The 20,758-nt window shown below is 52.5% G+C and carries 19 protein-coding genes; 9 read left to right on the forward strand and 10 right to left on the reverse strand.

Features of this window, described 5'->3' with window-relative positions; all coding sequences use genetic code 11:
- Positions 1 to 145: 145 nt before the first annotated feature.
- The 5 genes from EUZ85_RS28315 (at position 146) to EUZ85_RS28335 (ending at position 5,529) form a co-directional block, all read left to right on the forward strand.
- Positions 146 to 2,383 (forward strand): primosomal protein N', encoded by a 2,238-nt coding sequence (locus EUZ85_RS28315; RefSeq protein ID WP_127973463.1) that lies wholly within the window; start codon positions 146 to 148, stop codon positions 2,381 to 2,383.
- A 154-nt stretch (positions 2,384 to 2,537) separates the two neighbouring features.
- Complete coding sequence (locus tag EUZ85_RS28320) at positions 2,538 to 3,095, forward strand: SPOR domain-containing protein (protein WP_127973464.1); 558 nt, start codon at positions 2,538 to 2,540, stop codon at positions 3,093 to 3,095.
- Positions 3,096 to 3,251: 156 nt separating this feature from the next.
- Positions 3,252 to 3,797 carry an ATP-dependent protease subunit HslV gene (gene hslV, locus EUZ85_RS28325; protein WP_127973465.1) on the forward strand — a complete coding sequence of 182 codons (546 nt, stop codon included), beginning with the start codon at positions 3,252 to 3,254 and terminating at the stop codon, positions 3,795 to 3,797.
- A 15-nt stretch (positions 3,798 to 3,812) separates the two neighbouring features.
- The gene (hslU, locus tag EUZ85_RS28330; RefSeq protein WP_127973466.1) at positions 3,813 to 5,141 is read left to right on the forward strand and encodes an HslU--HslV peptidase ATPase subunit; all 1,329 of its coding nucleotides are present in this window, start codon (positions 3,813 to 3,815) and stop codon (positions 5,139 to 5,141) included.
- A 22-nt stretch (positions 5,142 to 5,163) separates the two neighbouring features.
- Positions 5,164 to 5,529 carry a gamma-butyrobetaine hydroxylase-like domain-containing protein gene (locus tag EUZ85_RS28335; protein WP_127973467.1) on the forward strand — a complete coding sequence of 122 codons (366 nt, stop codon included), beginning with the start codon at positions 5,164 to 5,166 and terminating at the stop codon, positions 5,527 to 5,529.
- A 120-nt stretch (positions 5,530 to 5,649) separates the two neighbouring features.
- Here EUZ85_RS28335 and EUZ85_RS28340 read toward each other — a convergent pair whose 3' ends face one another.
- The 3 genes from EUZ85_RS28340 to rppH all read right to left on the reverse strand — a co-directional run bounded on the left by EUZ85_RS28340 (position 5,650) and on the right by rppH (position 9,947).
- A complete protein-coding gene (locus EUZ85_RS28340; RefSeq protein ID WP_127973468.1) occupies positions 5,650 to 6,906 on the reverse strand; it encodes a patatin-like phospholipase family protein in 1,257 nt (418 codons plus the stop codon).
- Positions 6,907 to 7,172: 266 nt separating this feature from the next.
- The gene (gene ptsP, locus EUZ85_RS28345) at positions 7,173 to 9,449 is read right to left on the reverse strand and encodes a phosphoenolpyruvate--protein phosphotransferase (RefSeq protein ID WP_127973469.1); all 2,277 of its coding nucleotides are present in this window, start codon (positions 9,447 to 9,449) and stop codon (positions 7,173 to 7,175) included.
- Between the two features lie 12 nt (positions 9,450 to 9,461).
- A complete protein-coding gene (gene rppH, locus EUZ85_RS28350; RefSeq protein ID WP_127973470.1) occupies positions 9,462 to 9,947 on the reverse strand; it encodes an RNA pyrophosphohydrolase in 486 nt (161 codons plus the stop codon).
- Positions 9,948 to 10,187: 240 nt separating this feature from the next.
- Here rppH and EUZ85_RS28355 point away from each other — a divergent pair, with 240 nt between their 5' ends.
- Positions 10,188 to 10,844 (forward strand): HAD family phosphatase, encoded by a 657-nt coding sequence (locus EUZ85_RS28355; RefSeq protein WP_127973471.1) that lies wholly within the window; start codon positions 10,188 to 10,190, stop codon positions 10,842 to 10,844.
- Positions 10,841 to 11,998, forward strand: coding sequence for an imelysin family protein (locus tag EUZ85_RS28360; RefSeq protein ID WP_127973472.1), 1,158 nt, complete (start codon positions 10,841 to 10,843; stop codon positions 11,996 to 11,998). Before EUZ85_RS28355 ends, EUZ85_RS28360 begins: the two co-directional genes overlap by 4 nt.
- Before the next feature lie 51 nt (positions 11,999 to 12,049).
- On the opposite strand, the gene EUZ85_RS28365 is transcribed toward EUZ85_RS28360, so the two are convergent.
- On the reverse strand, positions 12,050 to 13,243 hold the full coding sequence (locus tag EUZ85_RS28365) for a class I SAM-dependent rRNA methyltransferase (RefSeq protein WP_127973473.1): 1,194 nt from the start codon (positions 13,241 to 13,243) through the stop codon (positions 12,050 to 12,052).
- A 192-nt stretch (positions 13,244 to 13,435) separates the two neighbouring features.
- On the opposite strand from EUZ85_RS28365, the gene EUZ85_RS28370 reads away from it, so the two are divergent.
- Positions 13,436 to 14,311: an HDOD domain-containing protein gene (locus EUZ85_RS28370; protein ID WP_127973474.1), complete on the forward strand. Its 876-nt coding sequence runs from the start codon at positions 13,436 to 13,438 to the stop codon at positions 14,309 to 14,311.
- Positions 14,312 to 14,377: 66 nt separating this feature from the next.
- Here EUZ85_RS28370 and gcvH read toward each other — a convergent pair whose 3' ends face one another.
- The 5 genes from gcvH to nudF form a co-directional block, all read right to left on the reverse strand.
- A complete protein-coding gene (gcvH, locus tag EUZ85_RS28375) occupies positions 14,378 to 14,773 on the reverse strand; it encodes a glycine cleavage system protein GcvH (RefSeq protein ID WP_127973475.1) in 396 nt (131 codons plus the stop codon).
- Positions 14,774 to 14,865: 92 nt separating this feature from the next.
- Positions 14,866 to 15,459, reverse strand: coding sequence for a YqiA/YcfP family alpha/beta fold hydrolase (locus EUZ85_RS28380; RefSeq protein ID WP_127973476.1), 594 nt, complete (start codon positions 15,457 to 15,459; stop codon positions 14,866 to 14,868).
- A 52-nt stretch (positions 15,460 to 15,511) separates the two neighbouring features.
- Positions 15,512 to 16,315, reverse strand: a complete 804-nt coding sequence (gene cpdA / locus EUZ85_RS28385) for a 3',5'-cyclic-AMP phosphodiesterase (protein WP_127973477.1) — start codon at positions 16,313 to 16,315, stop codon at positions 15,512 to 15,514.
- Between the two features lie 208 nt (positions 16,316 to 16,523).
- Positions 16,524 to 16,967, reverse strand: coding sequence for a DUF1249 domain-containing protein (locus tag EUZ85_RS28390; protein ID WP_127973478.1), 444 nt, complete (start codon positions 16,965 to 16,967; stop codon positions 16,524 to 16,526).
- A 36-nt stretch (positions 16,968 to 17,003) separates the two neighbouring features.
- A complete protein-coding gene (nudF, locus tag EUZ85_RS28395; RefSeq protein WP_127973479.1) occupies positions 17,004 to 17,651 on the reverse strand; it encodes an ADP-ribose diphosphatase in 648 nt (215 codons plus the stop codon).
- A gap of 398 nt (positions 17,652 to 18,049) precedes the next feature.
- On the opposite strand from nudF, the gene EUZ85_RS28400 reads away from it, so the two are divergent.
- Positions 18,050 to 19,378 carry a TolC family outer membrane protein gene (locus EUZ85_RS28400; protein WP_127973480.1) on the forward strand — a complete coding sequence of 443 codons (1,329 nt, stop codon included), beginning with the start codon at positions 18,050 to 18,052 and terminating at the stop codon, positions 19,376 to 19,378.
- 58 nt (positions 19,379 to 19,436) lie between these two features.
- Here the strand turns inward: EUZ85_RS28400 and waaA are convergent, their stop codons facing one another.
- Positions 19,437 to 20,711: a lipid IV(A) 3-deoxy-D-manno-octulosonic acid transferase gene (waaA, locus tag EUZ85_RS28405; RefSeq protein WP_127973481.1), complete on the reverse strand. Its 1,275-nt coding sequence runs from the start codon at positions 20,709 to 20,711 to the stop codon at positions 19,437 to 19,439.
- Positions 20,712 to 20,758 lie beyond the last annotated feature (47 nt).

A 20,758-nucleotide genomic window follows, 5' to 3' on the forward strand; every position in this document is an offset into this window, starting at 1 on the left:
AAAAACTGCCGCTACCCGAACCCTGAACTTGTCGGGCACCGCAATGTTAGGCAAACTAGCGCACAACCAATTTGGCCTGTGGAAAAGACGCGTGATCATACCAGATTGTGAACAATTCACAAGCATTAGATTCCTTTAATCTGAAATGTCAACCTCTTTCGTAGTAAGCGTAGCGCTACCAGTCCCCCTCCGCCGACAATTTGACTATCTTCCGTCACAACCTTCAGACCTTAGGGAGGACTACCTACCGGGCACGAGAGTGCAAATTCCATTTGGGCGCAGAAGCCTGACTGGTGTCGTCCTCGCCACATCCAGCGAGTCAGAACTGCCAGTATCCCGACTCAAGCCCGTCACCAAAATACTTGACCGCGCGCCACTGGTTCCGGCTGTCATCCTCCAATTATGCCAGTGGGTCGCCGATTATTATCATGCTCCAATAGGCGAAGTCGTGTTCGCCGCCCTCCCCCCGCCGCTGCGCACGGCAACTATTGATGCAGATATCATCAATTCATTGCAGGAGACTTACTGGACAGTTTCGTCGCTGGGTCGCACAGCAGGCAACGCAGACCACCTAATACGAGGCGCCAAGCAAAAGCAGTTGTGGAACGTGCTCTTACAAAAAAAGTCCATGCTGCAAGGCGATATCACCGCCCAAGGGTACTCCCTTACCCAATTGCGCGCCCTTAAAGAAAAAGGGCTGATTCAGTCCCATTCTTTTATTCCTGGGAGTAACGCCGTTACAAGTCACGTTGTTGCGCCGCCGCTCAACCAGGAGCAACAGGAAGCTCTCGGTACGATAACCTCTGATCCCGATAGCTTCCGCACCATATTATTAAACGGGGTCACCGGTAGCGGAAAAACAGAAGTCTATCTGGCCTGGATCGCATTTGCTCTCACCCAACGCCCTGACAGCCAGTTTCTTGCTCTCGCGCCAGAGATATCACTCACGCCCCAACTGAGACAGCGTTTCGCTTCTCGTTTTGGCGACAAGGTGGCCGCATACCACAGCGCTCTCACAGATAAAGAACGCATGCGTGTTTGGATAAATATTCTGGAAGGGCGCACGCAGATTGTCATTGGCACTCGCTCTGCAGTATTTCTACCCTTCAACGATCTGGCCGGAATTATCGTGGATGAAGAGCACGACAGCTCATTTAAGCAGCAGGACGGCGCTCGTTATAACGCAAGAGACCTCGCCATATTGCGCGCCAAGGAGCATAACTGCCCTATCGTACTGGGCTCCGCCACTCCCTCGCTGGAGTCTCTCATGAATGCCAGCGGGGGACGTTATGAGTCTATTCTATTGCGACAACGAGCTGTCAACGCCAGCACGCCGAGCATCAGACTGCTGGATATTAAAAGCCGCCCTCTGCATGGCGGGATATCCCCTCCTTTATTAGAGGAGATAAAACAACACTTGGCCGAACAGCGCCAAGTCATGTTGTTCATCAATCGCCGAGGATTTTCTCCCACACTAATGTGCGTCGAATGCGGATGGCTGGCGGAGTGCCGGAACTGCGACGCGCGCCTGACCTATCACATGAAAGCAGCCCAACTCCGTTGCCACCACTGCGATAGCACATACTCACTCCCAACATGCTGTCCTAAGTGCAAACAAGACTCCCTCAAAGCAGTCGGCGCCGGCACGGAGCGCACCGAGGAGTTCCTGGAAACGACATTTCCCGATACGCCCGTCATCCGTATCGATCGCGATACAACCCAAACCAAGGGCAGCCTGCAGGATAAGCTCCACCAAATTCGCCGTAACGAGCCCTGCATTATTGTCGGCACTCAAATGTTGGCGAAGGGGCATGATTTTCCCAACCTGGCATTGGTTGGAATAATTAACGCTGACAGTGGATTATTCAGCAGTGACTTCAGAGCGGCGGAAAAAACGGCGCAGCTTTTACTGCAAGTGGCTGGAAGAGCGGGACGCTCCGCGGTGGAAGGCAAAGTCGTGATTCAGACCTTATTCCCGAGCCACCCCTTACTTCAGGCCATCGCAGCCCAGGACTACGACGCTATTTGCGAAGAAGAGCTGCACATTCGCGAAGCAGGAAGGCTCCCGCCCTATGCAAGCATGGCCTTGATTCGGGCGGAGGCCCCTACGCTGGAAGCCGCACTCGGTGGACTCTGGACGCTAAAAGAATCTCTCACGGAGCTGCTGAAGTTTAACAGCAATCTGCAGATAGAGGCGCACGGCCCCTTCCCGAGCGTGATGCAGCGAAAACAAAACCGCTTCCATGCAATCCTGTGGCTATTCGCTCCTCAAAAAGCGGAGTTGCGCCAGTTCTTAAAACACTGGCTACGATATAGCGAAGGTATAGCAACACCCTCAAGCTTTAAATGGCTGATTGACGTCGATCCGCTGGAAACGCTATAGCATGCGGTTGCGAGTTGATTCTACGACATGGATAATGGCGAGCTTGACGAAGGTTGCGCCGAGAGAGCGGCTATCTCAGGATTATGCGCTGGAAAGCAAAACCTGCCTTTGTCGAACCTTTCACTGTAATAACCGACTGACTAATCTTAGGTAAATGAGTAAGAAAGCCGCTACAAAGCAACCTGAAAAGAAAATTTCACCTTGGGTCTGGTTTATTAACCTGGGTTTGGCCGCCGCCTTCCTGTATTTTCTGTTCTACTTGAACTCCGTGCCTGCCACCAAGTTAAACACAGGAATACCCTCTTCCGCGACAGCGCAGACATCCAAGCCCAACTCATCCGCCAATGTCGCCAAGACAGAAACCAAAGAGTCGGACGAGCCGCGCTTCAAATTCTACGACATGCTTCCGGAAACCGAGGTCGTGGCCCCCAAAGTGGAAGCCTATACACCTAAAAAGTCCAATGAAGCAATCATCTATATGCTGCAAACAGGCTCTTTCAGAGAGTTTGACGATGCGGAAAAACAGCGGGCGACCATTGGCTTTCAGGGCCTAAAAGCTCAAGTAGAGGAAGTTAAGCTTTCCAATGAAAATGTTTGGTATCGAGTTCAGGTGGGTCCATTTTTGTCACGCTCAAAGATGAACAGCGCCATGGACCGTCTGGTCGCCATCAACATTCAACCTCTGGTGAAGAAGCAAAAGCGGGAGAATTAATCCCGCCTCTTATCACGATTGCGCCGTGCTATCCCGGCAATAGGCGCATAGCCTTGCGCTACGACTATTTTCTACTCTCCCACTTCCTTGAAATAGCCGTCATCGGCTCCATATACCTTTCCTTACGGTTATTCATTCAATCGCCTGGAGAAAGGCATGACCACCATTGTATCAGTCCGTAGAGACGGTAAGGTCGCCATGGGCGGCGACGGCCAGGTATCCCTGGGCAATACAGTTATGAAGGGGAACGCCCGCAAAGTGCGCCGCCTCTACCACAATAAAGTCATCGCCGGTTTCGCCGGCGGCACCGCTGACGCATTTACATTGTTTGAGCGTTTTGAAGCCCAGCTGGAAAAGCATCAGGGCAATCTCGTCAGAGCCGCCGTTGAACTCGCTAAAGACTGGCGAACCGATCGCGCCTTGCGCCGCCTGGAAGCCTTGCTGGCGGTCGCAGACAGCAAAGCTTCATTGATCATTACCGGCAACGGCGACGTAATAGAGCCGGAGAACAGCTTGATCGCTATTGGCTCAGGCGGCCCCTATGCTCAGGCCGCGGCGCGCGCGCTACTCGAAAATACAGAGCTTGAAGCGACCGATATCGTTAAGAAGAGCCTGGAAATAGCGGGGGACATCTGCGTTTTCACCAACCAGAACCTGACGCTGGAAGAAATTGACGGGACTCAGACTCCCCCCACTGTGTAAGAGAAGGTTTAAACAATGTCGTCCATGACTCCCCGTGAAATAGTTCAGGAGCTAGACAAGCACATCATAGGACAAGACTCCGCCAAGCGTGCGGTTGCAATCGCACTGCGCAATCGCTGGCGGCGTATGCAGATCGATGAAAGTCTGCGTGACGAGGTCACTCCCAAAAACATCCTGATGATCGGCCCTACCGGCGTAGGGAAAACTGAAATCGCCCGGCGTCTGGCCAAACTGGCTGATGCGCCGTTTATTAAAGTAGAAGCCACCAAGTTTACGGAAGTAGGCTATGTCGGCCGCGACGTGGAGTCCATCATTCGTGATTTAGCGGATATGGCCATCAAGCTTCTACGCGAGAAAGAAATGGCGAAAGTGGAGAACCGCGCACTGGACGCTGCTGAAGAGCGCATCCTGGACGCCCTGCTTCCTCCCGCACGGTCATTCAACAGCGATGCGCCAGTGGAGAAAGAATCCGCCGCTCGTCAGGTGTTTCGTAAGAAGCTGCGCGAAGGCACACTGGATGACAAGGAAATAGACATTGAGATCAAGGCCACACCAGTTGGCGTAGAGATCATGGCGCCTCCCGGCATGGAGGAAATGACCAGCCAGTTGCAAAGCATGTTCTCCAACATGAGCGGCGACCGTAAGCGCACCAAGCGTATGAAAGTGGCGGAAGCCATGAAAAAGGTCAAAGATGAAGAAGCGGCCAAGCTGGTCAACGAAGAAGAAATCAAGCAACGCGCCCTGCGTGCGGTTGAGGAAAACGGGATTGTCTTCATTGATGAAATCGATAAAGTCGCCAAACGCTCCGAAACCAGCTCCGCCGACGTATCCCGGGAAGGCGTACAGAGAGACCTGTTGCCGCTGATCGAAGGCTGCACCGTCAGCACTAAGTTCGGCATGCTGAAGACAGACCATATCCTTTTCATCGCTTCAGGCGCGTTCCATCTCGCCAAACCTTCCGATCTGATTCCAGAGCTTCAGGGGCGTCTGCCTATTCGCGTAGAGCTGGATGCGCTGTCGCCCAGTGACTTCCAACGTATTCTGACCGAACCTGATGCTTCACTCACTGAGCAATATGTCGCGCTGATGAAAACGGAAGGCGTGGACATCAGCTTCAGCGAAGAGGCCATCCAGCGCATTGCGGAGATCGCCTGGAAGGTGAATGAGAAGACTGAGAATATCGGCGCCAGAAGGCTGCACACAGTTATGGAGAAACTGCTTGAAGAAGTCTCTTTCGCGGCGGGCGATAAAATCAGAGATAACTTTGAGGTCACTGATGAATATGTCGATAAATGTCTGGGGGAACTGTCGGAAGACGAAGACCTCAGCCGGTATATTCTTTAAGCGTCCATAGGAAACAGCACTAATGTCTGCACTCCATGCCCCTATTCCACGTCAAATCCAACTCCATCAACGCTCGGCCACGTTGGAGCTAACCTATGGCGAAACGGAAGCCTATGTGTTGGAAGCGGAATTTTTGCGTGTGCTCTCGCCTTCTGCGGAAGTGCGAGGACATGGGGGCAAGGGAGCTGTGCTGCAGACAGGCAAGCGCCTTGTGCGCATTGATGGCGTAGAGGCCGCAGGTAATTACGCGTTAAAGCTGACATTCAGCGACGGCCATGATAGCGGTATTTATTCCTGGCCGTATTTATATGACCTGTGCCAAAACAAAGAGCGTTACTGGGAAGGCTATCTCGCTCAACTAAAGGCCGCCAACGGTTCAAGAGATTAACCCCGCAGCTCCTCTTCATACCGTCAGACAAATAGCGCACCTCTATTTATCTGCAAAAGAAAAAACCCTTCGTCCAAATGGGGTTTGATAGGAGGGGGAAATCGGACGAAGGGTAAAACCTCAAATTATGTTCTTAGCGCTTTGCAATAAATCAGCCACCCCTTCAAGACTATTGCCGATTCGACTTAAGTAGCTGACATTATTGCGCTTTTCATTCGCCACATAGACCGGCAGCATTTCACCATAAAGGCTGGTACTGATAGTCCTCTGCTCATCTTCGAGAATATCTCTGCGAATAGTGACGCCGTAGGGCGCAAACTGCTCTGACAATGCGTCATATCTGTGCAGCAGATCCTGTCTGGTCATCTGATATGCGTGTTCGCAGACAATACGGCGCGACTGGAAACTGAAGACATTGGAGAAAAACAGTTTAGCGTCATAGCGGGCCGGCTCAAACAGTACGATGTCCGCATCGGGATACTCACTTTCGTACATCGCCATCCCAGCGCGCATGCGGGAGTAAACCATGGTTCTATAGGTCTGCGACCAGATGTTCGGCATCCCTTTGTTGAGCAAGGCGCCCTGCGCCATGGTTCCAGCTTCCACTGCCTGCTGAACGTCTATAGGCACGACCGGGTTTATCGCCAGAACCAAGTCCGCGCCATCCTCCAACGCAACAGAGGCGTGCATCCCTTTCCGCAAGATACCGTCGACATAATGACGACCATCAATCTCCACAGGTGTATAGATACCTGGAGCAGCGACACTGGCCTGCACCGCTTTGGAAATTGGAACGTGATCATAACCGGGCGAGCCGAAACGAACGGCATCGCTACTTTCAAGGTCCGCCGCGATCAGATACAAGCGGCGGCTGAGTTTTCTGAAGTCATTGGTGCGCCCCAAAAGGCTGTAGGAACGCTCAAGATATTCATGCAAGCCCTCGTTTTCGAATAAACCAGAGGGGGCCGCCTGCGCAAGAATTGTCATGGCTTCCAGCAGACTCTGGTCGCGAGGGTTTTCGATAAATTTTGCGCAGGCTTCCATCACCAATCCAGGGATAGAAACAGCTCGACGTAGATATTCACGTAGGGCGGGTCGGTAAAATACGCCCGGGTGAAAAGGGTGCACATCCGCTTCGTTTTTAACAAATATCCGGCACATCTGCGCCGTGGTCATCTGATTAGCCAGATTCGCTGCGACGAATGCTCCCGCGCTAACGCCGACATAGACGTACAGGTCGTTGAAATCCAGTCCATCTAATGCCTCGTCCAGAGCCCGCAAAGCGCCAATTTCATAGATGCCGCCCAGCGCGCCGCCGCCTCCCAATACCAACCCGATCTTGGGGCCAGCCTTATTTTTTTCAGGGATTGCCGCCATTAGTTCTCCAACCTTTTAATTTCAGCTCATGCTTGATAGTGCGCGTAATCACTGCGCAGATGGCTTTTCTTGTTATGTGACTTAATTCAAACGCTAGCAGACGGAATTAGAATATTCATACTAAATAAACGTCGTCACGAAAAGCCTCACATGGCGTTATAACGACGTATTTTCCTTTATTCTATCGATATTTTGACGCGTTTAACGCCCAAGCTCATTAAAGCGCCTTTCGAAGTGATTCGTCACTGAGACTTTGGTTTAGCCGATTAGTTTTGCCGCACCGGACGCGTAAGATGCTCAAACCCGACTTCTTTCAGAGCAAACTCCAGCGTACTTTTAATCACTTGGGGGCTGTCCATTATCAACAACCTGCGCAGCAGGTCCTCCGCCCAGCGCAATGAGATCGAGCGCAATACGGATTTTACTTTCGGCAGATTCACCGCATTCATAGACAGCACGTCATATCCCATCGCCGTTAGCAGAATGGCGCCGCCGGGATCACCCGCCAGCTCTCCGCATATGCTCGCTTGCTTCCCGACAGCATGGGCGTCGCAGGCAATCTTATACAGCGCTTGTAATACAGAGGGATGGAAAGAGTGATATAGCGATGCCACGCGAGGGTTGTTGCGATCCACCGCCAGCATGTACTGAGTCAGGTCATTGCTGCCTACAGAAATAAAGTCCACCCGTTCGGCAATTTCTTTGACCTGAAAAATTGCGCTGGGCACTTCAATCATTACACCTACTGGCGGCATCCGCACATTAGCGCCTTCTTCCCTGACCTCGTGGTAAACACGGTAGATCAGGTGCAATGCTTCCTCTATCTCTGAGATATTGGAAATCATGGGAAGCATGATGCGCAGATTATCCAGGCCTTCGCTGGCTTTCAGCATCGCCCGCACCTGCACCAGAAATATTTCCGGGTGATCCAGCGTCACGCGAATGCCGCGCCAGCCCAAAAAAGGATTCTCTTCACTGATAGGGAAATAACTCAACGCCTTATCGCCGCCCACATCCAGCGTGCGCATGGTGACCATGCTGGGCGCAAAAGCCTCTAACTGCTCGCGATAGCAATCCCGCTGTTCCTGTTCACTGGGAAAGCGGTCGTTGATCATGAAGGGCACTTCCGTGCGATAGAGCCCAACCCCTTCAGCGCCATGATTCAAAGAGCGTACAACATCGGTCATCAAGCCTGTATTGACCCACAATGTCATGTGGTGGCCATCTTTGGTGACGCAAGGAAGATCCCGTAGCTCTTCCAAACCCTTTGAAATCTGTTGCTCTTCCTCAACGATTGAGTTGTAGTAGCTCAGCAGCTCTGGAGAGGGATGGCTGTATATCTCACCGTTGTAGCCATCAATGATGATGTCTCTGTCATCCAGCTTGTTGATGGGCATATCTATAACGCCCATCACACACGGCAAGCCCATCGCCCTGGCGAGGATCGCCACGTGAGAGTTACCTGAGCCCTGCACCGACACCAGCCCCAACAACTTCTCGCGAGGCACCTCGCCCAACATGGACGGCGTCAGCTCTTCGCTCACCAGGATGGTGTTTTCTGGATAGTCGCGCTGCTCATCAATATGCTGTTTTTGCAGATAAGCCAGAACTCTCTGTCCCAGGTCTTTGATATCGACGGCTCGTTCCCGCAAGTAAGCGTCGTTAATCGCCTCGAAGTGACGCACGTATTCCTGCACAACAACTTTAAGACTGCCCTGAGCCCAGTTGCCTTCACGGATGAAATTTTTCACTTCGCCACTCAGCGCATTGTCATCCAGCATGCCCAGATAAACGTCAAATAAAGCCTGCTCCTCCGGCCGCAACTGCGTAGACAGACGCTCGCCCACCTCTTTGATATCTTGCCGCACCGCCGCAACCGCGGCGTCAAACAGCGACATCTCTGCTTCAATATCGGTGCAGGGCTTTTCCGGTACGGCTTTCAGGTCAGCGTGAGGAAATTTGACGACGCATTTACCGATAGCGACGCCTGAGGCGCCTGCAACGCCTTTAAAACAAATGTCCCGGGCTTTCTGACCGGTAAAGTTTAATCCGGAGATGATTCCCGTCGCTTCCCCATGGGCGATAACTGCGGCGAGTTGAGCGGAGATAGTTACCAGGAAGGCTTCTTCACTCTCATCAAACAGACGACTGGCCTGCTGCTGAACAACCAGCACGCCAAGGACTTTACGGTGATGAATAATTGGAACGCCGAGGAAAGATTTATACTTTTCTTCGCCGGTTTCAGGAAAATAACGATAACGGGGGTGGGCTGGCGCATTATGCAGGTTAAGAGGCTCTTCACGCACCCCCACCAACCCAACCAGACCCTCTGAGTGCCCCAGCTTAACCTTACCAATGGACTCGGGATTAAGCCCCTGGGTGGCCATCAAAATATAATGATTGGTCTCTGGATCCAGCAAATAGATGGAGCACACTTCCGTGTCCATCGACTCATGTACGCGCTTGACAATAAGCTCCAACGCCTCTCCCAGATTCGGAGCGGCGTTAACCTCTTGTACAATACTACGCAATACACTCAGCATAGGCGGGACGCTTCAACTTTCCTCACGCTTGAACAAGACCGGAGCGAACTCCCTCATCGCCCGTCGATACACCTCTCGTTTGAAGGATACTACCTGCCCGAGGGGATACCAATAGCTGACCCAACGCCAACCGTCAAATTCAGGTTTGTCCGTGTAACTCGTGCAGATTTCCGATTCATCCGCCAATAACTGCAGCATGAACCACTTTTGCTTTTGCCCCACGCACACGGGATGAGAGTCATAGCGAATCATTTTCTTCGGCAGGCGGTAACGCAGCCAGCCGCGGGTGCCGGCGACAATCTCAACAGCCTCAGGCGGCAGCCCTACCTCTTCTTTTAGCTCTCTGAACAGAGCCTCTTCAGGCGATTCGTCTTTCTTAATGCCGCCTTGGGGAAACTGCCAGGAGTCTTGTCCAATACGTCTGGCCCAGAACACTTCACCGCGAGGGTTGCACAGTATGATGCCGACGTTGGGACGGTAACCTTCAGCGTCTATCACGAACTGCCATCCTTATAATTTTTTTCAACATTGTTCCACAATTGAACAGCTGTATACAAATTAGCTTTACTTTAAGGGCTTTTAGCTAACTCTTCTAATAATATATTAGGATTTAGTCAATAAATAACAGAATGTCACCCTGAACGCCCGTCACGCCTCGTTTCCGCTACAGTTGGCCGCTACGGATCGATTTCCTTTATAGTGTACAATTCCCACGCCCATCACAGAGGAGTTTAAGCATTGGCTCTAGCTATTTTTGATCTGGACAATACTCTCATCGCCGGCGACAGCGACCACGCCTGGGGCGATTTTCTGGTTCACAGAGGAATTGTCGATCAGGAAGACTTCAAACGCGTAAATGACGAGTTCTATCAGGACTACCTTAAAGGCCAGCTGGATATATTCAAATACTTAGAATTCGCCCTAAGCCCGCTGACTCAACATCCTCTGGAGCAATTGCATCAGTGGCGAAAAGAATTCGTCGAAGAGTCAATTCGCCCCCTCCTGCTTCCCAAAGCGCTTGAGCTGCTCCGCAGCCATCGAGACAAAGGCGATTACCTACTTATCATCACCGCCACCAACCGCTTCGTCACTCAACCTATCGCCGATCTGCTGGAAGTCGATGAGCTGATCGCCACCGAGCCGGAGTTCATCAACAACCGTTATACAGGTAAAGTCAGCGGCGCCCCGAGCTATCAGGCCGGAAAAGTGACGCGTCTGCGTGAGTGGTTGCAGCACAACCCTTATGATCTGTCAGACGCCTACTTCTATAGTGACTCCCACAACGATATCCCTCTTCTGGAACATGTCGGCAACCCTGTTGTAGTCGATGGCGATGAGCGTTTATTACAAACTGCTCGCGAGCGCGACTGGGAAATCATGAGTCTGCGCCCATGAGCGTGGGCGGACGTCATCTTGCGATCCAGCTACTCTTGCTGAGCGTCGCATTAACCGCCTGCGATAAAAGCGCGGAACGGAATTCTTCCACTGAATCTCCAGCGCCGCAGCAGTCTACTACGCCAATCCCCTCACAAGAGCAGGCTGACGCCAAAGCGACGGAAGCAGCAGTAGTGTCGCCACTCTGGAGTGCGGCGACGGAAAAACATGACGCCGCCCTGCACGCGATAGAAAAGCTGAATCGCGGCCTACAAGACTTTATCAGTGCGCCAACGCCGGAGTCTCTCAACGAAGCCAGGGAAGATTGGCTGCAAGCGCATACGGTATTACAAGAGCTCAAAGTGTGGAGCCAGTTACCAGCGGCGAAAAACTACCTCAAGCACAAGGCGCCTGGTGCGCCGTATAACCGCGCTTCGCTTTTGGACGCTGCGCCGCTGCTGGGCGGGTACCTTGACGAAGTACCCGGCTATCCGAAAAGTGGACTGACCTATGCGGAAGACCTTGAGATAGACAACGCAACGTTAAGTGAGCAGCATCAGTTTGCGGACGAATACTATTTGGTTTACGGAATGCATCCGATTGAGTTCATGCTCTGGTCGCATAACGATCCTGCGCAACAGTCCGCTCGCTTTATCGTGAAGGCCGACGCGCCTGATACAGAGCGCCGGCGCGAGCTTTTGCGTTTGCAAGGTGAGCGTCTGGCGCAAGACATGACAGAGTTCTCCGCTGCCTGGCGCCCGCCTTCCGGGAGTATATTCCAAAAAGGAAAAAGTATGAGCCAGATGGAAGCCGTGCGCGAAGCAAACCCCTGGCTTATCGCCCTCATCGACTTTATTGACCGTGAAGTGGTCGGAGCCCTGAAACCGAAAGACGGTGAGCCCGGCTGGCGCTTTCAGGAGCATCTGGAGTTCAGTCAGGACGCAGCCCATTTTTGGCGCGGACGGATGAAAGCCATGCAGCCTTTTTTGACAGAGCCCGCATTGTTTACGGACGCCCAGACTCGCAGCAGTCTGAAAGAGCTTCGTCTCAAGCTGGAGGGCTGCCTGACGGCATTAAGCGCCACTGCCGAGGATAACGAAGAGCAGATCGCCATTTGCGAAAATCAGGCGCTGCAACTTCGGGAACAGATCATTATCCGGTTCGCCGGAAACTAAACCTGTTTTCTCTTGGCCGGATGACTCCGGCCACTATTCCCCAAGCAACCGTTACAAAGTCGGCGTAACGCGCAGCAGCATGGCCTTTATGTAGTCTGTCTCGGGTATCGCCGGGAGAATCGGGTGATCTGCGCCCTGCCCTCCCTGGAATATCAATTGCGCCGTACGGTCGACTTCTCGCGCCGACGCTCGCAGGATATCTCTCAAGCGCTCGGATGAAAGATGCATGGAGCAAGAAGCTGACATCAGCATACCGCCAGGAGCCGTCAATCGCAGCGCCATCTGATTCAAACGCTGATAAGCCCGCTCGCCTTGCTTTTGATCTTTGCGACGAGGTATCAGCGCAGGCGGATCGACAATCACAACGTCAAACTTTTCTTTTTCCTGACACAGATTTTCCAATGCATTGAAAGCATCTTCACGGATAAAACGGCATGGCGGATTATCCATCTGCAGGCGACAATTGCGCTGCGCCCATTCCAGAGCGCTTTCAGACGAGTCGACGAAAGTGACCGATTCCGCGCCATTGGCCAGGGTCTGCACGCCCCAGCCGCCGACATAACTGAACAGATCCAGCACACGCTTACCTTTCACCCAGGGAAACAAAGCGGCGCGATTGGTACGATGATCATAGAACCATCCCGTTTTTTGGCCGCCTTGGGCAGGCGCAGACATGGATACGCCATTCTCAATCACTTCCAGCGTTTCGATCTCCTCCCCAAAAAACTGGGTATAGCGCTCCAATCCTTCCACTTCACGCATCTTGCCGTCATTCTTCATAATCACAGTGCGAGCGGAGAAATTGTTTTTGAGAATATCGACGACATCGTCCTTGAACTGCTCCATTCCCGCTGTGGAGATTTGCGCTACGAAGTCGGCGCCAAAACGGTCGATCACCAAGCCAGGCAATCCATCGCTATCGCCAAACACCATTCGATAATGCGGGGTTCCGAATAGCTGGCGCCGCCACTCGTCCGCCGCCTGCATCCGCTTTTTCAGCAAGGAGCGAGAGAGAAACAATTTGGGACTGCGGCTGACTATGCGTGCGCAAATCAACGCATGAGGATTAGCAAAGGCCGCCGCCAGCGGTTTTCCCTTCGCGTTTTCGATAACGACCGGCTGCCCCGCCGCCAATTCAGTCAGTGGCGTTTTCTGAATATCGATTTCGTTGCTGTATACCCACAAATGCCCGCTACGAAGCCGCTTGTCGGCATTTTCTCGTAACCGCAATACGCCCGTATCCATATTCGCCCCTCATTAGTTGCTGCGCCGCTGGCGCTGGTGATTCGATGAAACGGCGCGGATTATAACTGATAAAGCCCCCTCGAAGCCGCTTAATATCGGTCAGGCCCGATATCTTCAACACCCCGGACTTTTTCAGTTGGGCTAAACTTATTTTTGCGGCGTCGCATCCGCTGTATTCACATAGGAGTCCTCATGAGCACCGAACTCAACGAAGAGCAGATCCAGCATATTCTGCAGGGAATAAAAATACCGCCACAGCCGCAAATCCTGGTGGATATTCAAATGGAACAGGTGATGCCTGATCCGGATATCAGCCGTATCGCCCAGCTGATCAGTCAGGATGTGGGACTCGCCGGCACCGTATTGAAGTTCGTTAACTCCCCCATGTTCGGCCTGTCCAACAAGATTGCCTCCATCGCCCAGGCGGTTTCTCTATTGGGCCTGAAAAGCGTGGTCAACATCATCAACGGCATTTCCATTAAGGGCGAGATGTCTGATGAGCATATCGTGGAACTCACTCGCTTCTGGGATACCGCCAACGATATTTCCAGCATCTCAGCCAATATCGCCAAGAAAATTGGTTATCAGTCCCCAGACGAGGCTTATATGCTGGGATTGTTCCACAACTGCGGCATTCCTTTGATGATTCAGCGTTTCCCAAACTATCTGCAAGTGGTTGAGGAAGCGTACAGCCAAGTCGATAAACGCATCACGGAGACTGAGAACGAGCGCCTTAACACCAATCACGCAGTAGTCGGGTATTACACCGCCAAATCCTGGAACCTGCCCAAACATATCTGCGAGGCCATTGCAGAGCATCACAGTGCGGAAAGGATTTTTGCCGACCGGGACGGCCGCAATCCAGAGAAAAAAACTCTATTGGCGGTGCTGAAAATATCCGAACATATCTGTGGTAATTTCCACGTGCTCGGCAGGCAATCGGAAGACCATGAATGGAACCGCATTCAAAAAGATGTATTGGAATTCGTTGGGTTGACCAACTATGACGTGGACGAGATGAAAGAGTCGTTTTCAGAAATGGGCGTCAGCGTCAGCAACTATCGCTAAACATTTGAGAATCACGCAGCGCCCGGGGCTATCCCCGGGCGCGAGCCAGACATTCGAGTCGGCGAATCAGCCTTCTTCCGCTTCACATTGCTCAGTGTAAGCTTCGGCGCCCATCATGCCTTCCAGTTCTTCCACATCGGCGATCTTGATTTTGAAGAGCCAGCCATCACTATAAGGGTCACTGTTAACCAGCTCTGGAGACTCTTGCAGCGCTTCATTGACTTCCACCACTTCTCCGGTCACCGGCGAGTAGATATCAGACGCGGCCTTGACGGACTCAACCACACCAGCGTTATCGCCTGCGCCCAGTTCCGCACCGACCTCAGGCAGCTCGACAAACACGATGTCACCCAATAAATCCTGAGCGTGATCGGTAATGCCTACAGTCACCACGCCGTTGTCTTCCAACAACACCCATTCGTGAGTGGGGCTGTATTTTAGTTCGCTTGGAACGCTGCTCATCTTTTGACCCTTCTTTGTCAATTCATTAGGTTAATATTCGGGTATTTTATACGGACATACGTAGGTTTGCGTTATTAAAATCCTTTTTATCGTCATTTCTGGATTGTAGACGATAGGAAAAAATTTACGATACTTGGCAACACCCGCTCGAAATCCTCGAACTCATGCGACCCGCCAGATTGCACCCAGAGCGCGCAGGCGCCGAACTTTAACGCCGCCTCACGATAATTCAAAGTGGCGTCACCGGTCTGCAGCAAGGTATAAACACGCTCTCCTGTAACCGGAGGTGGAGAATCCAGAGCCAGCAACTCATCCATGTGATGTGGCTCCAAGGTATACTCTTCGCCCGTATAGAGATTTTTATTTACCCCCAGATATCCTTCCAGCAGATCATAGGGTTTGACGGCGGGATTAATCAATGCCGCAGGAACACCATATTTATGGCGCAGATAAGCCGCATAGTAGCCTCCCAGCGAACTGCCAATCACTCCCAGCGGCTTTTCGCCATCAGCGAAGTACTCTCGCTCCAATCTCTCCATCGCCGCCAAAGGCGAATAATGCAGATCGGGAACGGCAAGTTCTACATCCGGGTAATATTTGGCGAGCCATTGCTGGCTGCATTGCGCTTTAAAAGACTTTGGAGAGCTGTTAAAGCCATGTAGATAAAGAATATAGGCGTGATTCATCAATACTCGCAAACAAGCGGGAGGTCATCATGACAATGGCAAAAGCCCATGCTCAATAGCCTTTGCTGGAAAGGTCCACCTCGAACTCTATGTGACTGGCGCGAACGACTGAGGTCTCCACCCGACCATCAGGATACAGCTTCAACCAGCGATATCCGGGCGCCAGGGTATCCACCGCGAAATCCTCGCTGTAAGGCTTGAATTGTACACAGGTGGATGGTGTCGCCAATAGCCGTACGCCGTTGCGCATCTGGTCATATTCCTGGTGAATGTGTCCCCAAAGTATCAGCCGAACATGTTCATAGCCGTCGATGACGGCGAAGAAATCGTCTCGGTTATGCAGCCCAATCGTATCCAACCACGCGCAATCCACATCGACGGGGTGATGATGAAAGCAGATGATCACGTGCTTGTCCTGATCTTTCTCCAGCTCCGCTTTCAACAACTGCAACTCTTTTTTGGCCAACTTGCCATATACCTTGCGCCGAACTGAAGAGTCGAGAAAGATCAGTTTCCAGGGGCCAAAAATTTTCACCTTGGCCAGACACTCAGGATTCCGCACCGCTTTGGCCATGACGCCCGGGTCATCATGATTGCCGGAAAACCAATAAACCGGGCACTGAAACGGCTGCATTTTCTCATGGAAGCATTCATACGCTTCCGTTGACCCATCCTGCGCAATGTCGCCAGTAGCAAGCACAAAGTCCGGGTTCTCATGATTTGCGCGCACAAGCGACAATACCGCGTCCAGACTACGTCGGGTGTTCATGCCCAATAGAGTGCCGTCCGGTTCCCGCCGCAGATGGGAATCAGTTACCTGAATAACGGTTAACGCTTGGTTTTTGTCTGACGCCACCTCATCATCCGCCGCAGTCTGAGTGAGTTGTTACGGGAAAATCCTTTTGCTTACTTATAAAAAATATATGCCGGATATGGACATTTTCCAGTTAGTCAGTCACATAATCATTGAAATTTGTGTTATTTCACAACAATCAGACACTTTTGGCCCGTCACCAGCTGTTTACTCGTCCCTGAATCAGCCGGCTAACATTGAGCCGGAGGGATTATAAGTCTCTCAGTTCTTCCGTCGAATGGCCATGGTGCAGACAATAATTCAGCCACTCGGAAAGAAACTGGTTTAGTTGCAGTTTTTCATCAGGCAAATGCATTTTGCCGTTAGGATAATCGTTCACCGCCTCTACGCGAGCATGATTCACGGCGCTGATGACTTCCGCCATACGCGCGTCGTGATATATCCGCACGGTTAACTGAGGGTTATTCACCCATCGACCAATTGCGTGAACCTGTTCCAAAAACAAGAGGTTAGTATAACGACTGGATTCCAGTACCTTTATACGGATTAACCCCAGATAGGCTGCATGATTGTGCAGCGAATAGGTGACCTCCGAGCCGGCTTCCCTATCGGCGACGAGCTTGCTCAGGCGAAAGTAATTCGCCTCGCAGATAGCTCCGAATTGGGCGATGTCTGGCACGTACCGTTGTTTCACGCATTCTCCTTCATAACTGAAGTCTTAATCATCATCTCATAAAAACTCGCGCCACTCCGCCAGCAATTGCTCACGGTTCAACTGCAGCCACTGTAACGCAATGATTCCCGCAGCATCCTTGATACGTCCGCGTTCCACCCATGCATAAGCCCGCTCACGGCTCACTACGTGCACGCGAATATCCTCCCCTTCATGGGGCAATCCATACAGCCCTTCAACCCCTTCCGCATTCACCAGACCGCAAAACAGGTCAATGGATTCCGAGCTTCCGCCAGGAGACGGCAGATAGTGGCGAATTTTTCTCAGCGCCTTCACCTCCAACCCTGCCTCTTCCTGAGCTTCGCGGCGCGCAACGCTTTCGGACGTTTCACCTTCCTCATTGATTCCCGCCACCAGTTCCATTAACCAGGGCGAAGAGCCTTCATACAATGCGCCAATACGAAACTGCTCACAAAGCACAACCTGATCACGCACAGGATCATAAGGAAGCATGCAGGTGGCGCCGCCGCGCACAAACAGCTCCCGACGAATCGGCTCAGACCAGCCCCCGGCGAACAATTTATGCCTGAGTTCGAGTTTCTGGATAGAAAAGAAGCCCTGATAGCCAGCCTGCCTGGAAATCACTTCCACATCGTCCTTACCAAATTGACTGTCCGCCGGCAGTTTCTGGGTATCCTGCTTCACCTTTCACCTCTCGCTCATAGTATCCGGATTACGTATCGCCCTATCTGACGCGAGTTTTCGCTGAGATAAGCGCAATCATTTCATGTTAAACCATTTTCGATTGCAATGGCTTTACGGCGTCTTATCCGGACTCAAGGCCACCAAGATTTGAGTTCATAGCGAGTAAGCAGTGTAGACCATGCCGCGCCACCTCACCTGAGCGCTATTGCGCAGAGCCTGTAAATAACCGAAGATACCGCCCCATGTAATCACCGTACACATACGTAATGATTTATTTCCACACTTCGTGATCTAATGAGACGCATTCTGCGTTAAACTGTGCGGCATTTTTAATTCATACGAATTTTCAAGTGTTTACTCCACACAACCCGGACTGTTAAAGAGGGGTGCCCGACGTTATGTTCCGACCAAGCAAATTGCTTATCTCAATCGGGGCGCTATGCCTTAGCGCCTCCACTCAAGCCATGGATCTCGCCACCGCCTACAATAAAGCCCTGCAATACGATTCTGAGCTGGCGGCCGCTTTGGCGGGAAGGAATGCGGAAGCAGAAAGTGTCATTCAAACCCGTGCAGGTCTGATGCCCAGCGTCGGCGCCGGCGCCAGCGTCGCCCACCACGATGTGGACACCCGGCTCACCCCGGATGACAGTTACGTCAGCCAGGGTGGCGAGGTCACATTGACCCAACCCTTGTTGAAGCTGGACACCTACTACAGCTATCAGGCCAGCAAATACTCCCGTAACCGCGCCGATGAAGACCTGCGCAGCGCAGAGCAGGATTTACTGTTCCGCACCGCCGACGCTTATTTCGGCGTACTACGCGCCTGGGACAACCTGACTACGGCCAAACGCGCGGAAGAAGCCTTTCAGCGCCAGTGGGAACAAGCTAAAGAGCGCTTTGAAGTCGGATTGATAGCAATCACTGAGGTGCATGAGTCCAAAGCGACCTATGACTCAGGCAAAGTCTCGCGCATAAACGCTCAAGGACAGCTGGACGTCGCATTAGAAAGCCTGCAACGTATTACTGGCGACTATACTGATACCGTACAGGTGCTTAGCGAAAACCTACCTGTTGTGCAGGTATCACCCGACTCTGCGGTGAAATGGGAAGAAACAGCCTTCGCCAACAACCCTCAGGTTTTAGCAGCCAGTTGGAGTGTGCAAAGCGCACAAAGTAGCGTTTCCGCACAAAAAGCCGGCCACTACCCGACTCTTGACGCAAAAGCGAGTTATGGCTTCAGTGAGTCCGACGGCCGTGGCGCTGCGGATGAACGCAGCAACGACTTATCCGTATCCTTGAACTTGTCCGTGCCAATTTACACTGGCGGGGCAACGCAATCCGGCGTGCGTCAGGCAAGTTATCGTCTGGAACAGGCTGAGCAGTCGTTGAACACCGCTCAGCGCAATATTCGTCTGCAGTTGCGTAGCCTTTACCGGACTCTGCAAACCAATATCGAATCGATCCAGGCTCGCAAACAGGAAATCATTTCTTCCGAGAGCGCCCTGCAGGCCACTCGGGCCGGTTATGATGTGGGTACGCGCAATATCGTCGAAGTTTTGGATTCAGAACGCCGCTATTACGCCTCCCTCAGCAACTACGCCAACGCGCGTTACGACTTCGTTCTGAACACGCTGTCGTTCAAGCAAACCGCTGGCGTTCTGTCTGTCAACGACATCAATGAGCTGAATAAGTGGTTGGCGGAGCCAGTCAACGTATTGACCCGTTAGTCTTCCGCAAGCATCAAAAAGCCGCACTGTGTTGCGGCTTTTTTATTTACTCTGACGATCAACGTTCAGGCGCGCGCCGCAGAACGCCATCCAGCAGCCGATCCAGGGCTCCTCGATTATCATTAACGACTGTAGACGCCGCCTCGCCCATACGGAGCCGGGCAGCTTCATCGTCACACAGCGCTGATAAAACGTCTCCCAGCGTTCCCCTCTCAACGAAACGCAATCCCTGCGCCTGCGCCAGCTGCGCACAGATATCCGTAAAATTGAACACGGCCGGCCCCATCAGCACAGGTTTACCCACCGCCGCGGGCTCCAAGGGATTATGCCCTCCCGTATCGACCAGACTTCCGCCGACAAAAGCCAAGTCGGCGGCGGCGTAAAAGCGCAGCAGTTCCCCCATGGTGTCGCCGAGCAAAACCTGCGTCTCCGGGGTTACTGTTGCATTACTGCTGCGCCTGACCATACTTAGCCCCGCCCGCAGGATATCCTCGCCCACTTTATCGAAACGCTCAGGATGTCTGGGAACAATCACCAGGAGCGCATCAGGACGATGCGCCAACAGTTGTTGATGCGCCGCCAGTATTGCAGCGTCTTCGCCTTCATGGGTGCTTCCGGCCACCCACACGAAGCGTTTTGATCCACCCCAAGCTTCTCGAAGCGCCAAGCTCTGTCCGCGCAGCTCTTCGCTCACGCTGATATCGAATTTAATGCTGCCGGTAACGCTGAGATGCTCCTGAGGTAAGCCTAAATCCATAAAACGAGCGCCATCCGCAGCGTTTTGCGCCGCCACCCAGGACAGCTCCTGCAGCATTGGTCGCGTTATAGCGGAGACTTTGCCATATCCCCTGGCTGAGCGCTCAGAAAGCCTCGCATTGGCCACCATTGCCTGAATGCCCTGCTTGGCGCACAGCGCAACCCAGTTGGGCCATAACTCCGTTTCCATAATGATCAGGGCGCAGGGATTCAGGCGGCGCAAAAAACGCTTAATAGGACCAGGAAGATCATAAGGCGCGTATACATGAAATACGCGATCGCCAAATAGCGCCTTCACCCGCTCCGAGCCAGTAGGCGTCATGGTGGTTACGACAATAGGGCGTTCTGGATGCTCCTCCAAAAGGCGATTCACCAACAGCGCCGCCGCAACCGTTTCACCAACAGAGACACTGTGGACCCAGAGCGGTCGTTGTGCGAACGACGGCGCTTTGAACCATCCTAAACGTTCCCGCCAACGTAACCGATAGGCCGGCGCCGCGCGACCTCGCCAGTACAGACGGGCTAGAATTAGAGGAAGAATCAAATAGTAAATGAATGTGTAAAGGAATCTCGCCATGTCGCCGCTCTTTCAATCCAGAGGCGAGTTTAGCACAGCGCTGAAGG

The sequence above is a fragment of the Hahella sp. KA22 genome (assembly GCF_004135205.1).
Classification (GTDB): Bacteria; Pseudomonadota; Gammaproteobacteria; order Pseudomonadales; family Oleiphilaceae; genus Hahella.